Source organism: Parablautia muri (genome assembly GCF_009917485.1).
Classification (GTDB): Bacteria; Bacillota; Clostridia; order Lachnospirales; family Lachnospiraceae; genus Suilimivivens; species Suilimivivens muri.
Map to the genome: position 1 here is coordinate 15,163 of NZ_QZDT01000036.1, position 21,455 is coordinate 36,617.

Consider the following 21,455-nt stretch of genomic DNA (forward strand, 5'->3'; position numbering starts at 1 on the left):
ATATAATAAAAAACATGTTGAGATGGCCCCTGTGTTAATTATTTAACATTTAGGCGCCGGTACTGGTTTGCTCTGTTTGAATTTTTACAGATGTGAGCAAGGAGCGGATGTGATATCCGTGCGTTGACTATATGCGAAATGAATGACAGGTTGATAGTTTATTAAGGTAGGTAGATTTGTCAGTTTTTGAATCTACGGCAGTCTATGCTGCTTATGGCGGCATGGCAGGAAACTTGTATGATAGAATAAATTGAGTTGAATATAGAGGTATACTATGGAACAGTATGCGATTAAAGGCGGTAATCCGCTGGTGGGAGAAGTGGAAATAGGAGGCGCTAAAAATGCGGCTCTTGGGATTTTGGCAGCTTCCATTATGACGGATGAGACTGTATTGATAGAAAATGTGCCGGATGTTCGAGATACAAATGTAATGATGCAGGCGATCGAGAGCATCGGAGGCATTGTGGAGCGTGTAGACAGGCATACGGTTAGAATATCCGGAAAGCCTATTATGGATTTGGTTATTGAGGATGATTTTATCAAAAAAATACGTGCTTCCTATTATTTGCTGGGGGCATTGCTTGGAAAGTATAAGAAAGCGCAGGTAACCCTGCCAGGAGGCTGTAATATCGGGCTTCGGCCTATTGATCAGCATATTAAAGGCTTTCGGGCTTTGGGTGCGGATGTGAGAATTGAACATGGTCTTATCATTGCCCAGGCAGAGCATCTTCACGGCAGTCATATATATATGGATGTGGTGACGGTAGGGGCTACCATTGATGTAATGATTGCGGCGGCTATGGCGGATGGTCAGACTATTATTGAAAATGCGGCAAAGGAGCCTCATGTGGTTGATGTGGCAAACTTCTTAAACAGTATGGGAGCCGTTATCAGGGGAGCGGGTACAGATGTTATTCGGATAAAGGGTGTGCCTAAGCTCCATGGAACAGAATATGCGATTATTCCCGATCAGATTGAAGCCGGTACATTTATGTTCGGGGCGGCGGTGACAAAAGGGGATGTTACGGTCAAAAATGTAATTCCCAAGCATTTGGAGTCTATCAGTGCCAAGCTTGCGGAGATTGGGTGCGAGCTGGAGGAGTCGGATGATGCGGTTCGGGTGGTAGCGGCGAAACCACTTGTTCATACTCATGTAAAGACACTGCCTTATCCGGGATTTCCTACGGACATGCAGCCACAGATTACGGTTGCGCTTGGATTGTCAAAGGGAACTAGTATCGTCACCGAAAGTATTTTTGAAAATCGTTTTAAGTATGTGGATGAGCTTACCAGGATGGGTGCCAGCATTAAAGTTGAGGGCAATACTGCTATTATTGATGGTGTGCCGAAGTACACGGGGGCCAGCATTAGTGCGCCGGATTTGCGAGCAGGCGCCGCACTGGTGATTGCAGGGCTTTCTGCAGAGGGTGTAACGGTTGTGGATGATATTAAGTTTATTGAAAGAGGTTATGAGGACTTTCATATTAAACTGAAAAGTCTTGGGGCACAGATTGAGAAAATAGATTCGGAGCGGGAGCTTCAAAAGTTTCGGTTAAAAACAGGGTGAAGATATATTGGACGTGCGTTGGGCATGTAGATTTATGGAAGTGAGGAATTTCTAGGGAGCGGGTTGCTCCCTTAATTTTTTGATACTTAAATTTGTGTGATAGAATATGGATTTACGCTTGGGGAAAGAGGTTTGGAGAGGCTGTTATATCATAGAACATGAATGGCTGTTTTAGCAGAAAGATTTCATATAAATAGCGAGGAGGATGAGAGATGAAAATCTGGGCACACAGGGGATGCAGTTATGCATGGCCGGAAAACACGTTACAGGCATTTAAAGCTGCTTGTCAATATCCGATTACAGGAATCGAATTGGATATTCAACTAACCAAGGACGGGGAAATGGTGGTTATCCACGATGAAAAAGTGGACAGAACGACAGATGGAACAGGCGAGGTTTGCGATTTTACGCTGGAGGAACTAAGGAAATTGAAAATAGCAATTCCGACATCCGAAGCAAAACACGGTTTTACACAGATACCGACTATAGAAGAAGTCTTTGAGCTTGTAAAGCCTTACTGCCTGAAGGAAGGCGTGCTGATCAATATAGAATTAAAAAACAGTAAAGTGCGCTATGAAGGCATGGAAGATAAGATTTTGGAGGCAGTAAGTAGATGGGGGCTGAAAGACTACATTGTGTATTCTTCCTTCAATCCGGAGTCCATATGCCTTTTAAAGGAAAAAGACCCGTCTGTGAAGACGGGAATTCTGGCAGCGCCGGTATCTGAGTGCCTTTCTTTTGCAGGAAACCATCCGGTAGATGCCCTTCATCCTAACATTAAAAATATGGATGTGGAGAACTTAAAAGATAAAACCAATCTACCTGTCAGGGCGTGGAACACCAGCGAGTTTGAACCCTTTTACCCCGATGCAAGGGAGATTGAAATACAGGATTTGGGGGAACTGGAAAGGGCTGGTGTGACAGACATTTTTACGAATGTTCCGGAAAGATATTTGTAGTATATGGAGAGGGAAGAACAGATATACCCACGGGCTGCGTATTTTGTGAGAACATGATTCGGGCGTGAGGGGCGATTTTGCGTGGCAAACCCGCAATTTCGCCCCGAGCGTTACTATGAATGGCAATAATAATTTTTAAGTTTATAATTTATTCTGAAAATATTATAATATACGTTGACAAACGTATCTATATAGTGTAGGCTATATGCAGATATGAAAATTCAATATTGTGAAGAATCTCTTATTCAGAGTGGTGGAGGTACAGAGGACCTGTGAAACCACGGCAACCCCGGAGACGGAAGGTGCCTACCTGAGCGAGTAAATGCCCTATGGCGAATCGAACAATAAGAGGATTTGATTATCGAGTCCGCTTATTTTGTAAGCGGCTTTTTTATTTCCGCGGGTAATGAGCCAAGCGGCTGCGAAGCAGAGATTTGGCGAATGCCGCGAGGGTCAAAACCTATGCATCAAAGGTGTATTGCCAACTGCTGCAAGGTTTTGGACAGAGCAAGCTGTCATGTGAAAAGTGATGTGACGGCGGCTGAAACTTTTTTAAGTAAACAGGAGGAAAAAGAAATGGAGAAACGATTATTTACTTCCGAATCAGTAACAGAAGGACATCCTGACAAAGTCTGCGATGCGATTTCCGATGCGATTCTGGACGCTTGTATGGAAAAGGATCCCATGAGCCGTGTGGCTTGTGAGACTGCAACCTGTACAGGATTTGTGCTTGTAACCGGAGAGATTTCCACAAAAGCGTATGTGGATATCCAGAAAATTGTACGTGATACGGTGAAGGAGATTGGATACACCAAATCAGAATATGGTTTCGATGGAAATACCTGCGCCGTATTGGTTGCAATTGACGAGCAGTCCGCAGATATTGCAATGGGTGTTGACAAGGCATTAGAGGCAAAGCAGGAGGAGAAAAGCGCTACTGAAAATAAGATGTCCGATGCAGAGATTGAAGCCATCGGCGCAGGCGACCAGGGAATGATGTTTGGCTATGCTACCAATGAGACAGAGGAATATATGCCTTATTCTATCTCCCTTGCGCACAAGCTGGCATTGCAGCTCACCAAAGTTCGTAAAGATGGAACGCTTTCTTACTTAAGACCGGATGGAAAAAGCCAGGTTTCCGTAGAGTATGATGAGAACGGTAAGCCCATTCGTTTAGAGGCAGTGGTTCTTTCCACCCAGCACGATCCGGATGTAACACAGGAACAAATTCATGAGGATATTAAGAAGTATGTGTTTGACCCTGTTCTTCCGAAAGAATTACTGGATGAAAACACCAAATATTTTATTAATCCTACCGGCCGTTTTGTTATCGGCGGACCTCACGGCGATGCCGGTCTTACAGGCCGCAAGATTATCGTAGATACTTATGGCGGCTATGCACGCCATGGCGGCGGCGCATTTTCCGGCAAGGACTGCACTAAGGTGGACAGAAGCGCCGCATATGCAGCCCGTTATGTAGCAAAGAATATTGTAGGCGCCGGTCTGGCTGATAAGTGTGAGATCCAGCTGTCCTACGCAATTGGCGTTGCACAGCCTACCTCTATCATGGTTGACACCTTTAAGACAGGTAAGGTTTCCGATGAGAGACTGGTGAAAATTATAAGAGAGAACTTCGACCTGCGTCCGGCAGGAATCATCAAGATGTTAGATTTACGCCGTCCAATTTACAAACAAACAGCAGCCTACGGCCATTTCGGACGTAACGACCTTGATTTGCCTTGGGAAAAACTGGACAAGGTGGATGCACTTAAGAAGTATTTATAAGTAAATATTCCGAGTGATACAGGGCATCTTCTTTTAGGGAAGATGCCCATAGATTAACTCTTTCACTGCCTGTTCCCAGCATTCCTCCGGTACATTTGGCCAGTTGCATTCTCCAAATTTATCTTTACATAATGTCATTGCCCTTTCTAGGACCGCGCGATGCGATAGCTTACCTGTTCTCAATAAGTTTTCCGATACCTTACACCAATAGGGGGCCTTCCTGCTCAATCCTGAAGAATGTAAATCCGCAATCACATTTTCTATATCATATTCCAGACTGACAAACTCATAATCCCACGAGCCTTGCAGTCCACACAATATCATAAATTGTGCTTTGCCATTGCTATGTAGTGGAACACCCACTGAACCGGCATTAAGCACTATTTTTTCATTATGAACTATTTTACCTTGTCTATGAGTATGCCCACACAATATATAATCAGTGGAGTTATTTTCCATTATGAAATATGTATTTTCATTGTCAGGCAACAATTTTTCGCTTATTTTTCGGGGTGAACCATGGCAAATGGTTATTGGCAATAAACTGCCAAATGTAAGATCTTCTTTAATTGGAAGAAATTTAAAAAATTGTAAATCGTTTTCTGTTAAGTTCTGATAGGTATAATATAGACAGCCCGTTGTTGAATCATATTCCTTCCACCCTGTTGGCTCCTTTACATAATTTATCCAGTAATCTTCCTTATTTCCCCTGACAAAAAAACATTTATACTGCTTTTTTACTGAATATAATATATCCATTGTTTTCTGTGGATATGCCAGTTCTCCCACATAATCCCCAAGGAAAATAAAAGTATCTATTCCCAAATTAATGGCATAATCCAAACATTTTTGTAAAGCGGGATAATTGCCATGTATATCTGATAATACTGCTATTTTTAACATACTTTTCTCCATTTCTGCCAGGTGAACTTTGTTCACCTTTGCTTTATTTGCGCATATCAGGTTTGGGGATGCAATGCAGACACAAACCTGTGAGTGAAAGATTGAAAATCTTTCACTCTTATTAAAAATAAGCCGACTCGCGAAGCGTGGCGGCGTTTGTTATCCTTTCCTCTTGCCTTTGGTGGTATGAAGCCGGAAGTTTTGTAAATCATTATACAAGTTTGTGCGGGGTTATCAATTATAAGATATAACATACGAGATTTTTTCTCATGAAAAGTAACAAACGTATTACTTTTCATGAGTCAGAAATGCGCACAGGCTGCGCATTCCGTGAGAACATGATGCAAACCGTACATTTGCTGTGGGAAGATGTCTTAAATATATACCTTTTTTTTCAAAAATGAGATATAATGTACGCGAAAGCAATGAGCAGTGCACAGACGTAAAATGAAAAAATGGCAGCTTGCTGACAATTTTTTCAGGTTTCGTCTGTATAGGGCGAAGCCCGCGAATGAGGAAGGCCGAAGGCATTCCGAATGCGCACTGCGTAGGAGAGGGAAACGCAGCGAAGCCCGCGAATGAGGAGGGCCGAAGGCATTCCGAATGCGCACTGCGTAGGAGAGGGAAACGCAGCGAAGCCCGCGAATGAGGAAGACCGAAGGCATTCCGAATGTGCACTGCGTAGTAGAGGGTAGAAAATAAGTTGAGGGAAAAGAGGTTCATATGGCTTTTGCACATCTTCATGTTCATACGGAGTACAGTCTTCTGGATGGTTCCAACAAAATAAAAGAGTATGTAAAACGCGTAAAGGAGCTTGGTATGGACAGCGCTGCCATTACGGACCACGGCGTTATGTATGGTGTGATTGATTTTTATAAAGCATGCAAAGCGGAGGGAATCAAGCCTTTACTGGGCTGTGAAATATATGTGGCGCCTAATTCCCGTTTTGATAAAGAGCTGACGGGTGGGGAGGACAGATACTATCATCTGGTTTTGCTTGCGGAAAACAACACGGGATACGATAATCTGATGAAAATAGTCAGCCGCGGCTTTACGGAAGGGTATTACTATAAACCCCGTGTGGATATGGAAATTTTGCGTGAAAATCACGAGGGGATCATTGCGCTGTCCGCTTGTCTTGCAGGGGAAGTGCAGCGTTATATTCAAAAAGGGCTTATGGGTGAAGCGAAAAAGGCGGCTTTAAAGTACAGGGACTGCTTTGGGGAAGAAAATTACTTTTTAGAGCTGCAGGACCATGGGCTGCCGGAACAAAAAATGGTTAACACAGCCCTTTTACAGATGAGCCGGAAGCTGGGTATTCCTCTTGTTGCGACAAATGACGTCCACTATACTTATGCGGAGGATGTAAAACCCCATGATATTTTACTTTGCATCCAGACAGGAAAAAAGCTGGCGGATGAGGACAGAATGCGTTATGTGGGCGGACAGTATTATGTAAAGAGTGAGGAGGAGATGAAGGGCCTTTTTCCCTATGCATGGGAGGCTGTTGAAAACACCCAACGGATTGCGGACAGATGTAATGTGGAAATTGAATTTGGGGTTACGAAACTTCCACATTTTGAGGTGCCAGGGGGGTATGATTCCTGGACGTATTTGAATAAGCTTTGTTATGACGGCCTGAAGGAGCGCTACGGGGAGGACGAAAATGCCCCGGCCGGAGATACAGGACAGACGCTGAAGGAGCGTCTTAACTATGAACTGAATGTTATTAAGACCATGGGATATGTGGATTATTTCCTGATAGTGTGGGATTTTATCCGTTATGCGAAACAAAATGGGATCATGGTGGGTCCGGGAAGGGGTTCCGCAGCGGGGAGCATTGTTTCCTATGCTCTTAACATTACCAATATTGATCCCATCAAATATAATCTTCTGTTTGAGCGCTTCTTAAATCCGGAGCGTGTCTCCATGCCGGATATTGATATTGATTTTTGCTTTGAAAGGCGGCAGGAGGTTATTGAGTATGTAGGACGCAAATACGGCGCGGAAAAGGTAGTTCAGATTGTTACCTTTGGTACTCTGGCGGCAAAGGGTGTGATAAGGGATGTGGGGAGAGTTATGGATTTACCCTATGCTTTCGTGGATTCCCTTGCAAAAATGATACCAAATGAGCTGAATATTACCATAGACCGTGCACTGCAGATCAATCCTGAGCTGCGCAAAATGTATGAGACGGACGGACAGGTAAAAGAGCTAATTGATATGAGCAGACGTCTGGAGGGACTGCCGCGGCATACCTCCATGCATGCGGCGGGGGTGGTGATTTGCTCAAGACCTGCGGAGGAGCTGGTGCCCCTTTCAAGAGGAGCTGACGGTTCCATTACCACGCAGTTTACCATGACCACCATAGAAGAATTGGGACTTCTTAAAATGGACTTTTTAGGGCTTAGGACCCTGACGGTGCTTCGGGACGCGGTGGCGCTTATAAAGAAGGATAAGGGGATTCCTATCAACATAGATGAAATAGATTTTGACGACAAAAAAGTTTTAGCGTCTATCGGCACCGGAAGGACGGACGGGGTGTTCCAGCTTGAAAGCGGCGGGATGAAAAGCTTTATGAAAGAGTTAAAGCCTCAGAACCTGGAGGATATTATTGCAGGAATTTCCCTTTACCGGCCCGGCCCTATGGATTTCATTCCCAAATACATCAAAGGAAAGAATAATCTGGGAGCTATCACATATTCCTGCCCGCAGCTTGAGCCTATTTTGTCCTCCACATATGGCTGCATCGTATATCAGGAGCAGGTTATGCAGATAGTGCGCGACCTGGGCGGCTATACCCTTGGAAGAAGCGATCTGGTGCGCCGTGCCATGAGCAAGAAAAAGCAGTCGGTGATGGAAAAGGAACGGGCGAATTTTGTTTATGGAAATCAGGAGGAAGGGGTTCCCGGATGTGTGGCAAACGGGATTCCGGAAAAGGTGGCCTCTCAGATATATGACGATATGATGGATTTTGCCAAGTATGCTTTTAACAAGTCCCATGCTGCCTGTTATGCTGTGGTGGCTTATCAGACGGCTTACCTTAAATATTATTACCCGGTAGAATTCATGGCGGCGCTTATGACCTCTGTGATTGATAATCCGGGAAAAGTGGCTGAGTATATTATGGTCAGCCGAAACATGGGAATTACGATTCTGCCCCCAGACATCAATCAGGGCGAGAGCGGGTTTTCCGTAAGCGGCAGCTCTATCCGCTATGCCCTTACTGCCATTAAAAGCGTTGGACGGCCGGTAATTGAGGCTGTGGTGAAAGAGCGGAATGAGAGAGGGCCATATACAAACCTGAAAGACTTTATTACAAGAATGTCGGACAAGGAAGTGAACAAAAAGGCTATTGAAAACTTTATCAAGGCGGGCGCCTTCGACAGTCTTCCGGGAACGCGGAAGCAGTTTATGAGCGGTTATGTGCAGATTTTGGACAATATTGTTCACGACAGAAAAAATAATATGGCAGGACAGCTCAGCCTTTTTGATCTGGTGGATGAAAGCCAGAAAGAGGAATTTGATGTAAAGCTGCCGGATGTGGGGGAATATTCCAAGGAAATGCTGCTGGCTTTTGAAAAGGAAGTCCTTGGCATTTATATCAGCGGCCATCCCTTAGAGGAGCAGGAGGAGCTTTGGAGGAAGGGTATCACCAATACAACGGCAGACTTTATGCTGGATGCGGAGAACAATGAGACGGTGGTAAAGGATAACATGACGGCGGTAATCGGCGGAATGATCACGGATAAGCGGATTAAATACACCAAAAATGATAAGATTATGGCTTTTTTGCAGGTGGAGGATCTGGCGGGGAGCGTTGAGGTGATTGTCTTTCCCAGAGACTATGAAAAAAACAGTACAAAGCTGGTAGAGGATAACAAGGTCTTTATCAGAGGAAGGGTTTCCTTAGAGGAGGATAAGGATGGGAAACTGATTTGCGAAAAGATAACAGCCTTTGAGGATATTCCAAGAAAGTTGTGGATTAAATTTAAGACCAAAGAAGAATATGAAAAGGCGGAAGAAGGGCTGTATTCTGCGCTTGCCGAATCGGATGGTAAGGATAGTGTAATTATTTACCTGGAAGATTTGAAAGCCATGAAAAAACTGCCCCCAAACAGAAATGTATGTGCGGATGAAAATCTTTCCGGTCAGCTGCGGGAGAGGTATGGAAAGGAAAACATAAAAATTGTGTGGGACGTGAAAAAAGATTGAAAACCATACAAAATGGAGGTAAAATAATGAACAAAGAAAGGATGGGACCTACTTATGGCAAAAGAAATTAAAACCATTGGTGTTCTCACCAGCGGCGGTGATGCACCGGGAATGAATGCGGCAATTCGTGCGGTAGTGCGTAAGGCGATTGGGAATGGCGTAAAGGTAAAGGGTATCAAGAAGGGGTATCAGGGTCTTTTATATGAAGAAATCGTAGATATGGAAAGAAAAGATGTTTCTGATACCATCCAAAAAGGCGGTACGATACTTGGGACAGCCCGTTGTCCGGAGTTCAAACAGGAGGAGGTCCAGATAAGGGCGGCTGAGATATGCAGAAAACATGGCATTGACGGCATTATTGTTATTGGCGGAGACGGCTCATACCGCGGCGCCCAGGCGCTTGCAAGGAATGGCGTCAATACCATAGGTATTCCGGGAACCATTGACCTTGATATTGCCTGTACGGATTACACCATCGGTTTTGACACGGCTGTCAATACGGCAATGGAGGCAATCGATAAGGTAAGAGATACATCTTCCTCCCATGAACGCTGCAGCATTATAGAGGTTATGGGAAGAAACGCAGGATATATTGCGCTGTGGTGCGGTGTGGCAAACGGTGCGGAGGATATTCTGATTCCTGAAAAATATGATTTTAATGAGCAGAATATCATTAATAATATTATATATAACCGTAAAAAAGGCAAGACCCACCATATCATTGTGAATGCAGAGGGAATCGGCCATTCTACTTCTATGGCAAGGAGAATTGAGGCGGCTACCGGTATGGAGACAAGGGCCACTATTTTAGGATACATGCAAAGAGGCGGTTCTCCCACCTGTAAGGACCGTTTTTATGCCTCTATGATGGGCGCATATGCAACGGATATTTTGTGCGAGGGCAAGTCTAACAGAGTAGTTGGATATAAGAATGGGGAATTTGTAGATTTTGATATTGAAGAAGCTTTAAATATGCAGAAGAATATCTCCGAATATGAATATATTGTCAGCAAAATGTTGTCTCAATAGGGTAAAAACGCCGGTGTATGCCGGCGTTTGTTTGTTACAATAAGTTGGATCGCGAAGCGTGGCAGCGTTTGCTTTGGTGTTTGGGCGCTGGCCGAAGCGTGTTTGAAAACGCACCGTGAGTTGGTCAAATGCTTTCCTATTGAATCTGTGGGAGGCTTTGCGGTTAGTTACGGATGGAGGGAAAATGATTACCAGCTTGACAAATGGAAGGGTAAAACAGCTTGTGGCATTACAGGAAAAGAGTCACGTCAGGAATAAAGAGAGGCTTTTTGTTGCAGAGGGGATTAAAATGTTTGAAGAAGCGCCCACTGACCGGATACGGGAGGTGTATCTAAGCAAGGGGCTGTGGGAGCAGCTTGGGGCAGAAAGCCGTTATGGATCAGTATGGGAGAAGCTGGCAGAGTGTGAGAGGCAGGGAATCAAAGTGGAGCAGACCTCGGAGGAGGTTTTTAGGCGGATTTCGGATACCCGGACACCCCAGGGGATTTTGTTTGTGGCAGAACAGTTTTCTTATTTTCCTGAGGAGCTGTTAGAAAGGGCAGGGAAAAGGTGGAAAAATGGCGGCCGGCCACCGCTGTTTCTTTTGACGGAGGATATTCAGGATCCGGGGAATTTGGGAACCATGCTGCGGACAGGGGAAGGAGCGGGCGTAGATGGAGTGATTATGAGTAAGGGGACAGTGGATGTCTATAATCCTAAAACAATTCGCTCTACCATGGGGTCTTTGTACAGGGTTCCCTTTGCATATACGGACAGCTTAGAGCAGGTGATTGGGCTGCTAAGGGAAAGGGGCGTTTTGGTGTATGCGGCTCATTTAAAGGGAGAGAAATATTTTGATGAGATTGCATATGAAGGCGGCAGTGCCTTTCTGGTGGGAAATGAAGGGAAAGGACTTAAGGAGGAGACTGCCGGCCTGGCGGATGCTTATTTGAAAATCCCGATGGAAGGGATGCTTGAATCTTTAAATGCGGCGGTAGCAGCGGCGCTTTTGCTTTATCAGGCATCCGGATATGTAAGAAAAGCAAGGCTGCTTGCGGCGAATTCATGATGCTGCTCTGGTGTGCATGGACGAGCGGACGGGCGGCCGCTTTGCGAAAGGTAAGCAAATAGATTAGGAAGGGTTGAGGATTTGTGATGAAGATTGGATTTATCGGACTTGGAAATATGGCAAAGGCTATGATTGGCGGAATGCTGGCGAAAGAGATTGCAAGGCCGGAGGAAATCTTGGGGTTTGCCAAGACAGAAAAAACGAGAGAAAATGTGAAGGAAAAATATGGGATTCAGATTTTAGGGGATAATGCGGCGGTGGCGGCCCGGGCGGACATTGTTATATTGGCAGTGAAGCCCCAGATGTTTGGGGAGGTTATTTTGCAGATTAAGGATGTTGTGAAAGAAGATGCGCTGGTGGTGAGTATTGCTGCAGGAAAAACCATTACACAGATTGAGAGGGCTTTTGGGAGAAAGCTTAAGCTGATACGCTGTATGCCCAATACGCCTGCTTTGGTGGGAGAGGGCTGCAGCGGCGTATGCAGGAACGAAAGGGTGAGCGATGGAGAAATGAAGCAATGCATGGAGCTGCTTCAGAGCTTTGGCATTGCTGAGGAGGTGCCGGAACATTTGATAGATGCAGTGGTGGGAGCAAGCGGCAGCTCGCCGGCTTTTGTATTTATGTTTCTGGAAGCCCTTGCTGATGGGGCTGTGAAGGCCGGTATGCCCAGAGGACAGGCATATCGTTTTGCAGCCCAGGCGGTACTTGGGAGCGCTAGGCTGATGCTTGAGACGGGCAAGCATCCGGGTGAGCTTAAGGATATGGTATGTTCTCCTGGTGGGACTACGATAGAGGGCGTGGAGACTTTGGAGAAAATGGGGTTTAGAAGCGCTGTGATGGAGGCTGTGGATGCCTGTGTAAAAAAATCAGAAAGCATGTAAAAAAAACGTAATAAATTTGGACGAATTGAAATAAAAAAATACTGATAAAATGGTTCGATTTGCGTAAACTTGACAAATATTGGATGATTTGGTACAATACAAATATCATATGCTGTAATAAGTTTGTAACATATGTCATATATTTAAGCATATAAATATAGAGAACAGACATAGAAATATGTGGAAAAGCTATATGTATGAAAATGTGTATTACAAAACACAGGATATTGTGGAGGTAGCAAAATGAACTGGAGAAAGAGACTGCTGGCAGTGGTAGCGTACTTTATGGCCGTCCTGCTTTTTGTATCAGCAGGGGGAATAACCGTTCAGGCAAAAGAGGGCTATGATTTCCTCAGCGTTGGAGTGGCGGAGGTGTTAGATCCAAGCGCTTACAACTTAGAGGAGGATGGAACAGAAAAAAAACGCAAAAAAAATATTGACGAGAAGTTTGAAGCTGAAAAAGAGAGAATGGAACAGGAACTGACCATGGCCAATGTGCAGAATGCATTAAACATCAGGGCGGAAGCGGATGAAGATTCCGAGAAGGTAGGACTGCTTTATAAGGATTGCGGCGGAACCATCTTAGAAAGAAAAGATGGCTGGACGAAGTTAAGAAGCGGCAGTGTTATCGGCTGGGCCAAGGACGAGTACCTTTTATTCGGCGAGGATGCTAAAGATATGGCTGAGGATGTTGCAAACTGGATTGTAACATTGGATGCGGAAACCGTACGGGTAAGAATGGAGCCCAGTGAGGATGCTGAACTATATGGCCTTATGGCTTATGAAGATTCCGTGAAATTTATAGATACCGTGGAGGATGGATGGATCAGCGTTGATTATGACGGTGAGGTGGGGTACATTAATTCAGAGTATATTAATGTGAAGTTCCACATTGATGAAGCGGAGAGCATGGAAATAATCAGGGCTAGGGAGAAAGAGGCGGAAGAACGTAAGCGCAAGGAAAATCGCGGTGCTGTGGCGGCGGATGCGGATGAGACCAGGCTTCTTGGAGCGCTTATTTATTGTGAAGCAGGCAACCAGTCTTATGAAGGTATGGTGGGTGTGGGCGCAGTTGTTATGAACCGTGTCAAGAGCGGCGCGTATCCCAACACCATTCACTCTGTAATCTATGCATCAGGTCAGTTTACGCCGGCTATGACAGGAAAAGTTGCAAAGGTGTATGAGGGACAGGTGCCAGATGTATGTATGCAGGCTGCCCAGGCGGCAATCAACGGGGAAACGACCGTAGGGGACGCTACCCATTTTAGGCGTGCAGGTAAGAGAGAAGGATATATTTTGGGCGCTCACGTATTTTGGTAAAATAAAGATGGAATCTGAGGTAATCATTTAGGCAGCCGCAGGACGCGGCTGCCATTTTGTGTTGCTTACTTTCTTTTTCTGTAGTAAAATGATTTTTGAAAGAAACGAACGCTTTTCAATAGAATTTCCTGCACCATGTTCCCGCAATCTTTATATAAATAGATAGGCTTGCCTGAAAGGTTATTGGAATTTATATGATTGCAAAAGAGCAGTATGAGGTGAAAATTCGTATTTTGTTCATAATATAATTTTATAAGGAGGGGATTTATGAATTTAGTAACGATATGGCTGATCGTTTTTGTAGTCTGCATTGTGATTGAGATTATTACGATGGGCTTAACTACTATTTGGTTTGCAGGAGGCGCGCTGCTTGCGGCGGTTGGAGCAGCTTTAGGAGTGCCCTTTGGGCTGCAGATTGCCTTGCTGGTGGTAGTGTCGCTGGTGCTGTTGTATTTTACACGGCCTATTGCAGTGAAATATTTCAATAAGGACAGGATAAAAACCAATGTGGAGAGCCTTGTAGGAAAGCAGGCAATTGTAATCAGTGAGATTGACAATTTACAGGGCATAGGACAGGTAACGGTGGGCGGCAGGGAATGGAGCGCCAGAACCACCGTGGAAGGCATCAAATTGCCGGTGGGAAGTGTGGTTGTGATACGAGCTATCAGTGGTGTGAAACTGATGGTGGAAGAAAAGTCCATGTAAGAGGGCAATACGGCTGTATTTTTATACGGATATGATATATCCGCAACGGAAACGGAAAATGAAGAAGTGGGCAGCTTTCAGAGAAGCGGCCGGAAAGAAGAGGAAAAATATGGGATATGTAGTACTTGTTTTGTTTGTGATTTTGCTTTTGTTACTGGCATCCTGCGTAAAAATTGTGCCGCAGGCAAATGCGTATGTAGTGGAAAGACTGGGCGCTTATCAGGGAACATGGTCAGTGGGGCTTCATTTTAAGCTGCCGATTCTTGACAAGGTGGCCAAGAAGATTAATTTAAAGGAACAGGTAGTGGATTTTGCACCTCAGCCGGTTATCACGAAGGATAATGTTACCATGCGAATTGATACGGTTGTGTTTTTCCAGATTACGGATCCTAAGATGTTTGCCTATGGTGTGGAAAATCCCATTATGGCAATTGAAAATCTGACAGCCACTACGCTGCGTAATATTATCGGCGACTTGGAGCTGGACCAGACCCTTACTTCCAGAGAAACCATTAATACGAAAATGCGCGCTTCTTTGGACGAAGCTACGGATCCTTGGGGAATTAAGGTGAACAGGGTAGAGCTTAAGAATATTATACCGCCTTCAGAAATTCAAAATGCTATGGAAAGGCAGATGAAGGCGGAGCGCGAGAGAAGGGAAGCAGTTACGCGCGCAGAGGGTGAAAAGAAAGCAAGCGTAACAGTGGCAGAAGGTAAAAAGGCAGCGGCAATCTTAGAGGCGGAAGCTGAAAAGCAGTCTGCAATTCTTCATGCGGAAGCCCAGAAGGAAAAGATGATTCGTGAGGCAGAGGGTGAAGCAGAAGCGATTCTCAAGGTACAGCAGGCTACGGCAGATGGTATTAGAATGATTCGTGAGGCAGGAGCAGATGAAGCTGTGTTGCATATTAAGAGCTTAGAGGCTTTTGAAAAGGCGGCGGATGGTAAGGCAACTAAGATCATTATTCCCTCTGAAATTCAGGGGATTGCAGGGCTTGCGGCATCTGTAAAGGAACTGGTAAGCAAACAATAAAGCAAGGAAGTGGCTTACGGAGTATTTGCAGGACATATTTGAGCCAGGAACTCAAATATGTCCTGATTGTGGCTGCAAGCGGAAAGGCGTGGATAATCAGAATGAACTTAAAGGGAAGAAGTTTTTTAAAGCTTTTAGATTTTACACCGGAGGAGATCCTTTATCTGGTGGACTTAGCAGCAGAGCTGAAAGAGAAGAAGAAAAAGGGAATCCTGACAAAAGATATGCATGAGGGTAAGAATGTAGCGTTAATTTTTGAAAAGACCAGCACCCGTACCCGCTGTTCTTTTGAGGTGGCAGCCCATGACCTGGGTATGGGAACTACTTATTTGGAGCCTTCCGGCTCTCAGATTGGAAAAAAGGAAAGTATTGCGGACACAGCAAGAGTGTTAGGCAGTATGTATGAGGGAATCGAATATCGTGGGTTTGAACAGGAAATTGTGGAGGAACTGGCAAAATATGCAGGCGTTCCTGTATGGAATGGCCTTACCAACGAATTTCATCCCACCCAAATGCTGGCAGATGTGCTGACGATAAAAGAAAAGCTTGGACGTATTAAGGGTGTTAAATTAACTTATATGGGAGATGCCCGTTATAATATGGGAAATTCTCTGATGGTGGTCTGTGCCAAGTTGGGAATGCATTTTACAGCCTGCACTACAAAGAAGTATTTCCCGGACGATGAGCTGGTTAAGGAGTGCCGGCTGATGGCAGAGAAATCAGGTGGTTCCATCACGCTTACGGAGGATGTGATGGCAGGAACAAAAGATGTGGATGTGGTTTATACGGATGTATGGGTGTCCATGGGTGAACCGGAAGCTGTATGGGAGGAGCGGATTCGGGAGCTGTCTCCCTATCAGGTAAATGGCAGTGTTATGAAAAATGCCGGAGAGAATGCAATTTTTATGCATTGCCTGCCGGCGTTCCATGACCTTAATACGAAAATTGGAAAAGAGATGGCAGAAAAATTCGGCATCCAGGAAATGGAGGTTACGGATGAAGTATTTAAGTCTCCTGCCTCTATCGTGTTTGAGGAAGCTGAGAACAGAATGCATACGATTAAGGCAGTGATGGCGGCGACACTTTAAAAAATACTTGGCCTGGAATTTGGGCCAAGTTCCGGGGGCACAGGTGATGGGACAGAAAGAAGAAAAGATGGTGCTTTGCGGCGCCAATGCGTATGAAAAAAAATATTATTTTAATCATAAGTTTGCAGGAATACCAAAGTCTATTCAGGATGAACTGCATATCATCTGTGTACTTTTTACGGAGGAAATAGGCGGGATCTTTACCATTGAATTTGAGGAGGATGGCAATGTATCTATGCGAACGGAGTATGCACCGGATGATTTTCTCTATGACGAAATTGGAAGTGGGCTTTTGGTAAGCGAAATTCGGCGCAGGAGGCAGGAGATGTTTGAATCCCTGCGCTTATACTACAGGGTATTTATCCTTCACGAGGATGTGGGAGATCTGCTTGAGGAGGATGCGTAACGTACAATGAATCGGAAGGAAAATGCGAAAGGTTGGCAGAACATATGACAGATGCAGCACAAAAGCTACGGATTGGAAATGTGGTCTTAGATAACCGGCTCATATTGGCTCCTATGGCAGGCGTAACAGACCTGCCATTTCGTTTGCTGTGCAGAGAGCAGGGAGCGGGACTTGTATGCATGGAGATGGTCAGTGCCAAGGCCATTTTTTTTCATAATAAAAATACGGACAGTCTGATGGAAATAGACCCAAGGGAACAGCCGACAGCATTGCAGCTTTTTGGTTCCGATCCTAATATAATGAGTGAAATGGCAAAGCGGATTGAGGAAAGGCCTTTTTCTATATTGGATATCAATATGGGCTGTCCGGTGCCTAAAGTGGTTAATAATGGGGAAGGATCTGCGCTTATGAAGACTCCAAAGCTGGCAGCGGATATCATAACCAAGACAGTTAAGGCAATCAAGAAGCCTGTTACAGTCAAAATCCGCAAAGGATTTCGGGATGATATGGTGAACGCAGTGGAAATTGCAAAAATCGCGGAGGGATGCGGCGCATCCGCTGTGGCAGTTCACGGGAGAACAAGAGAACAGTATTATTCCGGAAAAGCAGATTGGGATATTATAGCAAAGGTAAAGGAGGCGGTGTCAATTCCGGTGATTGGAAACGGAGATGTGACAGATGGCCCGTCAGCAAAAGCCATGTTTGAACAAACCGGCTGTGATGGCCTGATGGTGGGAAGAACGGCCAGAGGAAATCCATGGATTTTTAAAAAAATTCTGCATTACTTGGAGACCGGGCAAAAAGATTTTATGGTACCGGCAGCCGAGGTGCGGGAGACTATTTTGCGTCACGCGAAAATGGCGCTGGAGATAAAGGGAGAATATACGGCAGTCCGGGAAATGAGAAAGCATATTGGATGGTATACCGCAGGCTACCCGAATTCAGCAGCGCTCCGAAGGGATATCAACGCAATGGAAACCTTTGGAGAACTTGAGAGGGCGGTAAAAAATATTTTGTGGGAATAGGAAAGAGGTTGGCTACATATGCTTTTTTATGGAAACAGATTATAAAAAGTTGTTTTATGTGGGAATTGCATATGGCGCGTATCCGCAAAAAGGAAAAAAGCTAAAAAAGACCGGCCTGCCTGTAAAAAAGCTGGAAAAGGAGTTCTCTTATCTTTTGGGAGAAGGACGTATGGCAGTAAAAAAAATGTGTATTTATTATGCGCTTTTCCCCCAATATAGCGGAAAAGCATTGATTACAGGAAAGCCTAAGAACTGGAAATTACAAGTGGTCAGGCAACTTTTGGAGGAAGTACAGTTAAAGGCTGAGAGGGCATTTGACTGCCGGGAGCAGCTTTTGGCGCAGGAGTTAAGTGGTAATACTTTGCAGGTGCCTCAAGAACTTATAGCAGCTTGCCTTTACCGACAGAGGCCCTTTGACAAAATATGTATTACTCTGCCTGATGAGGGCGGAGAACGGGAAATGGAACAGTTGGAGGAACTGCTAGTCCCGTACTTGCCAAGGATAAGACAGGTGGTTTTTAAGGGAAATGAGAGCAGTCTGTCAAATTGGCTGGAGGAATACCTTTATGATGAATTTGGAATTGTCATGATAAGGGCGCAAGGGGGATTGGAAGACATGCCATGGCTGAATCTTGGGGAGGACGTGACAGAGGAGCGCTCGCAAGTGCATTTAGAAATGAAAAAAGCGCTTAAAAGATGTGTAAGCCCTGCGCTGGCACTTAAATTTCTTGACACTGCAGTAAAAAATGGTTATAATACGGACGTTAATTCATACGTGAAGGATAACACCGGCCAGACGGTGGGTTATACGGAGAGTTAAATGAAAAACAGGTAAGAAGACAGCGGTATTTAACCGATAAAAATTTTCAGAAACATAAAAGATGGAAGGACGATTAGCAATGGAAGAAAAAAAGAACATACTTACTTACGAAGGACTACGGAAATATGAAGATGAGCTCCATGAGCTGAAGGTGGTAAAACGTCAGGAGGTTGCCCAGAAGATTAAAGAAGCCAGGGAGCAGGGTGACTTATCCGAAAACGCTGAGTATGATGCAGCTAAGGATGAACAGCGCGATATTGAGGCCAGAATTGAAGAATTGGAAAAAATTCTGAAGAATGTGGAAGTAGTGGTAGAGGATGAGGTTGACCTTGACAAGATCAATATTGGATGTGTTGTCAAAATACGTGACCTTGAATTTGATGAAGATTTAGATTACAAAATCGTAGGATCTACGGAGGCAAACAGTTTAAAAGGTAAAATTTCCAATGAATCGCCTGTAGGAAAAGCCTTAATTGGAAGCAAAATGGGTGATATCGTGGAGGTGGAAACACCTGCCGGAACATTCAAATATGAGGTTCTTGAGATTCAGAGAGCCAATAATCAGTAAGAAGTATTATGTGGCTGTCGTAAACATTCATTGATAGCAAATACAAGGATAAAAGCCTTTATTAAAGGAGGGTTAAAAGTGGCAGAACAGCAAAATAACGGAACCCCAAATAGCAAGCGAGGACAGGAACAGGATATAGGACAGCTTTTAAAGGTGAGACGGGAGAAACTTTCGGCATTGCAGGAAGCAGGGAAGGATCCCTTTCAGATTACAAAATATGACGTGACCCATCATTGCAGGGAGATAAAAGACCATTTTGACGAAATGGAAGGTAAAATGGTATCTGTGGCCGGGCGTATCATGGCAAAGCGTGTTATGGGAAAGGTATCTTTTGGGAATATTCTTGATGTATCTGGAGACATCCAGTTTTATGCAGCCCGTGATAATATCGGTGAGGAAGCTTATGCAGGGTTTAAGAAATTTGACAGAGGCGATATTGTGGGTATGAAGGGAGAGGTTTTCCGCACGGAAAAGGGTGAGAAATCCATTCGTGTTTCCGAGATTACTTTGCTTTCTAAGAGTCTGCAGATTTTGCCTGAGAAATATCACGGATTGGTAAATACGGATATCCGTTACCGTCAAAGATATACGGACCTTATCGTAAATGATGAAGTGAGGGAGACCTTTGTAAAACGGTCAAGAATCATTTCTACTATTAGGAGATATTTGGACGAACAGGGGTTTATGGAGGTGGAAACTCCTATGCTGGTGTCAAATGCCGGCGGTGCTGCGGCAAGGCCCTTTGAAACGCATTTTAATGCCTTGGACGAAGATGTAAAGCTGCGTATTTCATTGGAATTATATTTAAAACGCCTGATTGTAGGGGGCCTTGAGCGAGTTTATGAGATTGGACGTGTATTTCGGAACGAAGGGCTGGATACAAGGCATAATCCGGAATTTACGCTGATGGAATTGTACCAGGCTTACACGGACTATAACGGAATGATGGATTTGACGGAAAATATGTTCCGCTATGTGGCGCAGGAAGTGTGTGGGACAACCACAGTGCCTTATGGTGAGCATATGATAGATTTGGGTAAGACTTTTGAGCGGTTGACCATGATAGAGGCCGTGAAGAAGTATGCCGGCATTGACTTTGATGAGATTCCCGATACCAAGGCCGCTAAGAGGCTGGCGGATGAGAAGGAAATCCATTATGAGGACAGGCATACCAAGGGGGATATTTTAAACCTGTTCTTTGAAGAATTTGTGGAAGAAAATCTGATTCAGCCTACTTTTGTCATGGACCATCCGGTGGAGGTTTCACCGCTTACTAAGCGTAAACCGGACAAGCCGGATTATGTGGAGCGCTTTGAGCTGTTTATTACGGGGCGTGAGATGTGTAATGCTTACTCTGAGCTAAATGATCCGATTGACCAGCGGGAGCGTTTTAAGGCTCAGGAGGCGGCATTGGCTGCGGGGGATGAAGAAGCAAATACTACGGATGAGGACTTCCTTAACGCATTGGAAATCGGTATGCCGCCTACCGGGGGGATTGGGTATGGTATTGACAGGCTGGTGATGCTGCTTACAAATTCGCCGGCGATACGAGATGTTTTATTGTTCCCGACAATGAAAACGCTTGGCGGAAAAGACCAGTAAAATCAAGGGTTTGCGGTACTTGGACTTGTAAACTACAACAAATTTACAACAAATTTACAACGCATAACAAAGAATAATAAGCGTTAATGAATAGTTGTACTCATAAATCCAATTCAATATTTTGTACGATAAGGACATTTTTCTAAAAGAAAATTTTAGGGAAGTGTCCTTTTGTTATGGTCAAAAAACAAAATAGGAAATGGAGGAAATGAACATGAGTAGTACAGCGTTAGGAGCAGAGAAAGCGATTATTTTTATCAGTGATGCACATGAAAAATTCTACTATGAGAAATTGAAAGAGGTCAGGTATCAGGACGTATATCACAAGGCACTTGTATATTGTCTTGGTATCAGCGATGACACAAGAAGGAACATTTACAGTATCTATGATTTTAAGACAGGCTGTGTGAAAACGGAGTGCCTGCATGAAGGATGGCAGACCAGCGGGAGCTTAAAAGTAGTCAGGATGGCGTTTAACCTTTACTGCAATGGTACGCCAAGTGT

General features: G+C 44.6%; 18 protein-coding genes and 1 riboswitch. Of the genes, 17 read left to right on the top strand and 1 reads right to left on the bottom strand.

Going from position 1 to position 21,455, the window contains the following annotated elements; translation table 11 throughout:
- Positions 1-274: 274 nt before the first annotated feature.
- The 3 genes from D5281_RS17520 (at position 275) to metK (ending at position 4,311) form a co-directional block, all read left to right on the top strand.
- A complete protein-coding gene (locus D5281_RS17520) occupies positions 275-1,567 on the top strand; it encodes a UDP-N-acetylglucosamine 1-carboxyvinyltransferase (RefSeq protein WP_160561391.1) in 1,293 nt (430 codons plus the stop codon).
- A 212-nt stretch (positions 1,568-1,779) separates the two neighbouring features.
- A complete protein-coding gene (locus D5281_RS17525; protein ID WP_160561392.1) occupies positions 1,780-2,526 on the top strand; it encodes a glycerophosphodiester phosphodiesterase family protein in 747 nt (248 codons plus the stop codon).
- A 238-nt stretch (positions 2,527-2,764) separates the two neighbouring features.
- Positions 2,765-2,877: riboswitch (SAM riboswitch) on the top strand.
- Between the two features lie 225 nt (positions 2,878-3,102).
- Complete coding sequence (metK, locus tag D5281_RS17530) at positions 3,103-4,311, top strand: methionine adenosyltransferase (protein ID WP_160561409.1); 1,209 nt, start codon at positions 3,103-3,105, stop codon at positions 4,309-4,311.
- 33 nt (positions 4,312-4,344) lie between these two features.
- Here the strand turns inward: metK and D5281_RS17535 are convergent, their stop codons facing one another.
- A complete protein-coding gene (locus tag D5281_RS17535) occupies positions 4,345-5,214 on the bottom strand; it encodes a metallophosphoesterase family protein (RefSeq protein WP_160561393.1) in 870 nt (289 codons plus the stop codon).
- Positions 5,215-5,937: 723 nt separating this feature from the next.
- Here D5281_RS17535 and D5281_RS17540 point away from each other — a divergent pair.
- The 14 genes from D5281_RS17540 to D5281_RS17605 form a co-directional block, all read left to right on the top strand.
- Positions 5,938-9,429: a DNA polymerase III subunit alpha gene (locus tag D5281_RS17540; protein ID WP_160561394.1), complete on the top strand. Its 3,492-nt coding sequence runs from the start codon at positions 5,938-5,940 to the stop codon at positions 9,427-9,429.
- A gap of 54 nt (positions 9,430-9,483) precedes the next feature.
- Entirely contained in the window at positions 9,484-10,458 is a 975-nt protein-coding gene (gene pfkA, locus D5281_RS17545) for a 6-phosphofructokinase (protein ID WP_160561395.1), read from the top strand.
- Positions 10,459-10,642: 184 nt separating this feature from the next.
- Positions 10,643-11,506, top strand: a complete 864-nt coding sequence (locus D5281_RS17550) for a TrmH family RNA methyltransferase (protein WP_160561396.1) — start codon at positions 10,643-10,645, stop codon at positions 11,504-11,506.
- An 86-nt stretch (positions 11,507-11,592) separates the two neighbouring features.
- Positions 11,593-12,387: a pyrroline-5-carboxylate reductase gene (gene proC, locus D5281_RS17555; protein WP_160561397.1), complete on the top strand. Its 795-nt coding sequence runs from the start codon at positions 11,593-11,595 to the stop codon at positions 12,385-12,387.
- 243 nt (positions 12,388-12,630) lie between these two features.
- Positions 12,631-13,707 carry a cell wall hydrolase gene (locus tag D5281_RS17560; RefSeq protein ID WP_160561398.1) on the top strand — a complete coding sequence of 359 codons (1,077 nt, stop codon included), beginning with the start codon at positions 12,631-12,633 and terminating at the stop codon, positions 13,705-13,707.
- Positions 13,708-13,974: 267 nt separating this feature from the next.
- Positions 13,975-14,412, top strand: coding sequence for an NfeD family protein (locus tag D5281_RS17565; RefSeq protein ID WP_160561399.1), 438 nt, complete (start codon positions 13,975-13,977; stop codon positions 14,410-14,412).
- 109 nt (positions 14,413-14,521) lie between these two features.
- Complete coding sequence (locus D5281_RS17570; RefSeq protein WP_160561400.1) at positions 14,522-15,442, top strand: SPFH domain-containing protein; 921 nt, start codon at positions 14,522-14,524, stop codon at positions 15,440-15,442.
- Between the two features lie 101 nt (positions 15,443-15,543).
- A complete protein-coding gene (gene argF / locus D5281_RS17575) occupies positions 15,544-16,530 on the top strand; it encodes an ornithine carbamoyltransferase (protein ID WP_160561410.1) in 987 nt (328 codons plus the stop codon).
- A 46-nt stretch (positions 16,531-16,576) separates the two neighbouring features.
- On the top strand, positions 16,577-16,936 hold the full coding sequence (locus D5281_RS17580; protein WP_160561401.1) for a DUF6145 family protein: 360 nt from the start codon (positions 16,577-16,579) through the stop codon (positions 16,934-16,936).
- A gap of 44 nt (positions 16,937-16,980) precedes the next feature.
- A complete protein-coding gene (dusB, locus tag D5281_RS17585; RefSeq protein WP_160561402.1) occupies positions 16,981-17,961 on the top strand; it encodes a tRNA dihydrouridine synthase DusB in 981 nt (326 codons plus the stop codon).
- A 28-nt stretch (positions 17,962-17,989) separates the two neighbouring features.
- Positions 17,990-18,781 (top strand): hypothetical protein, encoded by a 792-nt coding sequence (locus D5281_RS17590; RefSeq protein WP_160561403.1) that lies wholly within the window; start codon positions 17,990-17,992, stop codon positions 18,779-18,781.
- A gap of 79 nt (positions 18,782-18,860) precedes the next feature.
- Entirely contained in the window at positions 18,861-19,349 is a 489-nt protein-coding gene (greA, locus tag D5281_RS17595) for a transcription elongation factor GreA (RefSeq protein WP_160561404.1), read from the top strand.
- A gap of 78 nt (positions 19,350-19,427) precedes the next feature.
- Positions 19,428-20,951, top strand: a complete 1,524-nt coding sequence (gene lysS / locus D5281_RS17600) for a lysine--tRNA ligase (protein WP_330585127.1) — start codon at positions 19,428-19,430, stop codon at positions 20,949-20,951.
- Between the two features lie 214 nt (positions 20,952-21,165).
- The coding region (locus D5281_RS17605) for a DUF6075 family protein (protein ID WP_277935441.1) at positions 21,166-21,455 on the top strand (290 nt) is incomplete at its 3' end.

Excerpts from the sequence above, each read along its gene's own strand:
- D5281_RS17520 (WP_160561391.1), top strand. The coding sequence starts at position 275 with ATGGAACAGTATGCGATTAAAGGCGGTAATCCGCTGGTGGGAGAAGTG.
- D5281_RS17525 (WP_160561392.1), top strand. The coding sequence starts at position 1,780 with ATGAAAATCTGGGCACACAGGGGATGCAGTTATGCATGGCCGGAAAAC.
- metK (WP_160561409.1), top strand. The coding sequence starts at position 3,103 with ATGGAGAAACGATTATTTACTTCCGAATCAGTAACAGAAGGACATCCT.
- D5281_RS17535 (WP_160561393.1), bottom strand. The coding sequence starts at position 5,214 with ATGTTAAAAATAGCAGTATTATCAGATATACATGGCAATTATCCCGCT.
- D5281_RS17540 (WP_160561394.1), top strand. The coding sequence starts at position 5,938 with ATGGCTTTTGCACATCTTCATGTTCATACGGAGTACAGTCTTCTGGAT.
- pfkA (WP_160561395.1), top strand. The coding sequence starts at position 9,484 with ATGGCAAAAGAAATTAAAACCATTGGTGTTCTCACCAGCGGCGGTGAT.
- D5281_RS17550 (WP_160561396.1), top strand. The coding sequence starts at position 10,643 with ATGATTACCAGCTTGACAAATGGAAGGGTAAAACAGCTTGTGGCATTA.
- proC (WP_160561397.1), top strand. The coding sequence starts at position 11,593 with ATGAAGATTGGATTTATCGGACTTGGAAATATGGCAAAGGCTATGATT.
- D5281_RS17560 (WP_160561398.1), top strand. The coding sequence starts at position 12,631 with ATGAACTGGAGAAAGAGACTGCTGGCAGTGGTAGCGTACTTTATGGCC.
- D5281_RS17565 (WP_160561399.1), top strand. The coding sequence starts at position 13,975 with ATGAATTTAGTAACGATATGGCTGATCGTTTTTGTAGTCTGCATTGTG.
- D5281_RS17570 (WP_160561400.1), top strand. The coding sequence starts at position 14,522 with ATGGGATATGTAGTACTTGTTTTGTTTGTGATTTTGCTTTTGTTACTG.
- argF (WP_160561410.1), top strand. The coding sequence starts at position 15,544 with ATGAACTTAAAGGGAAGAAGTTTTTTAAAGCTTTTAGATTTTACACCG.
- D5281_RS17580 (WP_160561401.1), top strand. The coding sequence starts at position 16,577 with ATGGGACAGAAAGAAGAAAAGATGGTGCTTTGCGGCGCCAATGCGTAT.
- dusB (WP_160561402.1), top strand. The coding sequence starts at position 16,981 with ATGACAGATGCAGCACAAAAGCTACGGATTGGAAATGTGGTCTTAGAT.
- D5281_RS17590 (WP_160561403.1), top strand. The coding sequence starts at position 17,990 with ATGGAAACAGATTATAAAAAGTTGTTTTATGTGGGAATTGCATATGGC.
- greA (WP_160561404.1), top strand. The coding sequence starts at position 18,861 with ATGGAAGAAAAAAAGAACATACTTACTTACGAAGGACTACGGAAATAT.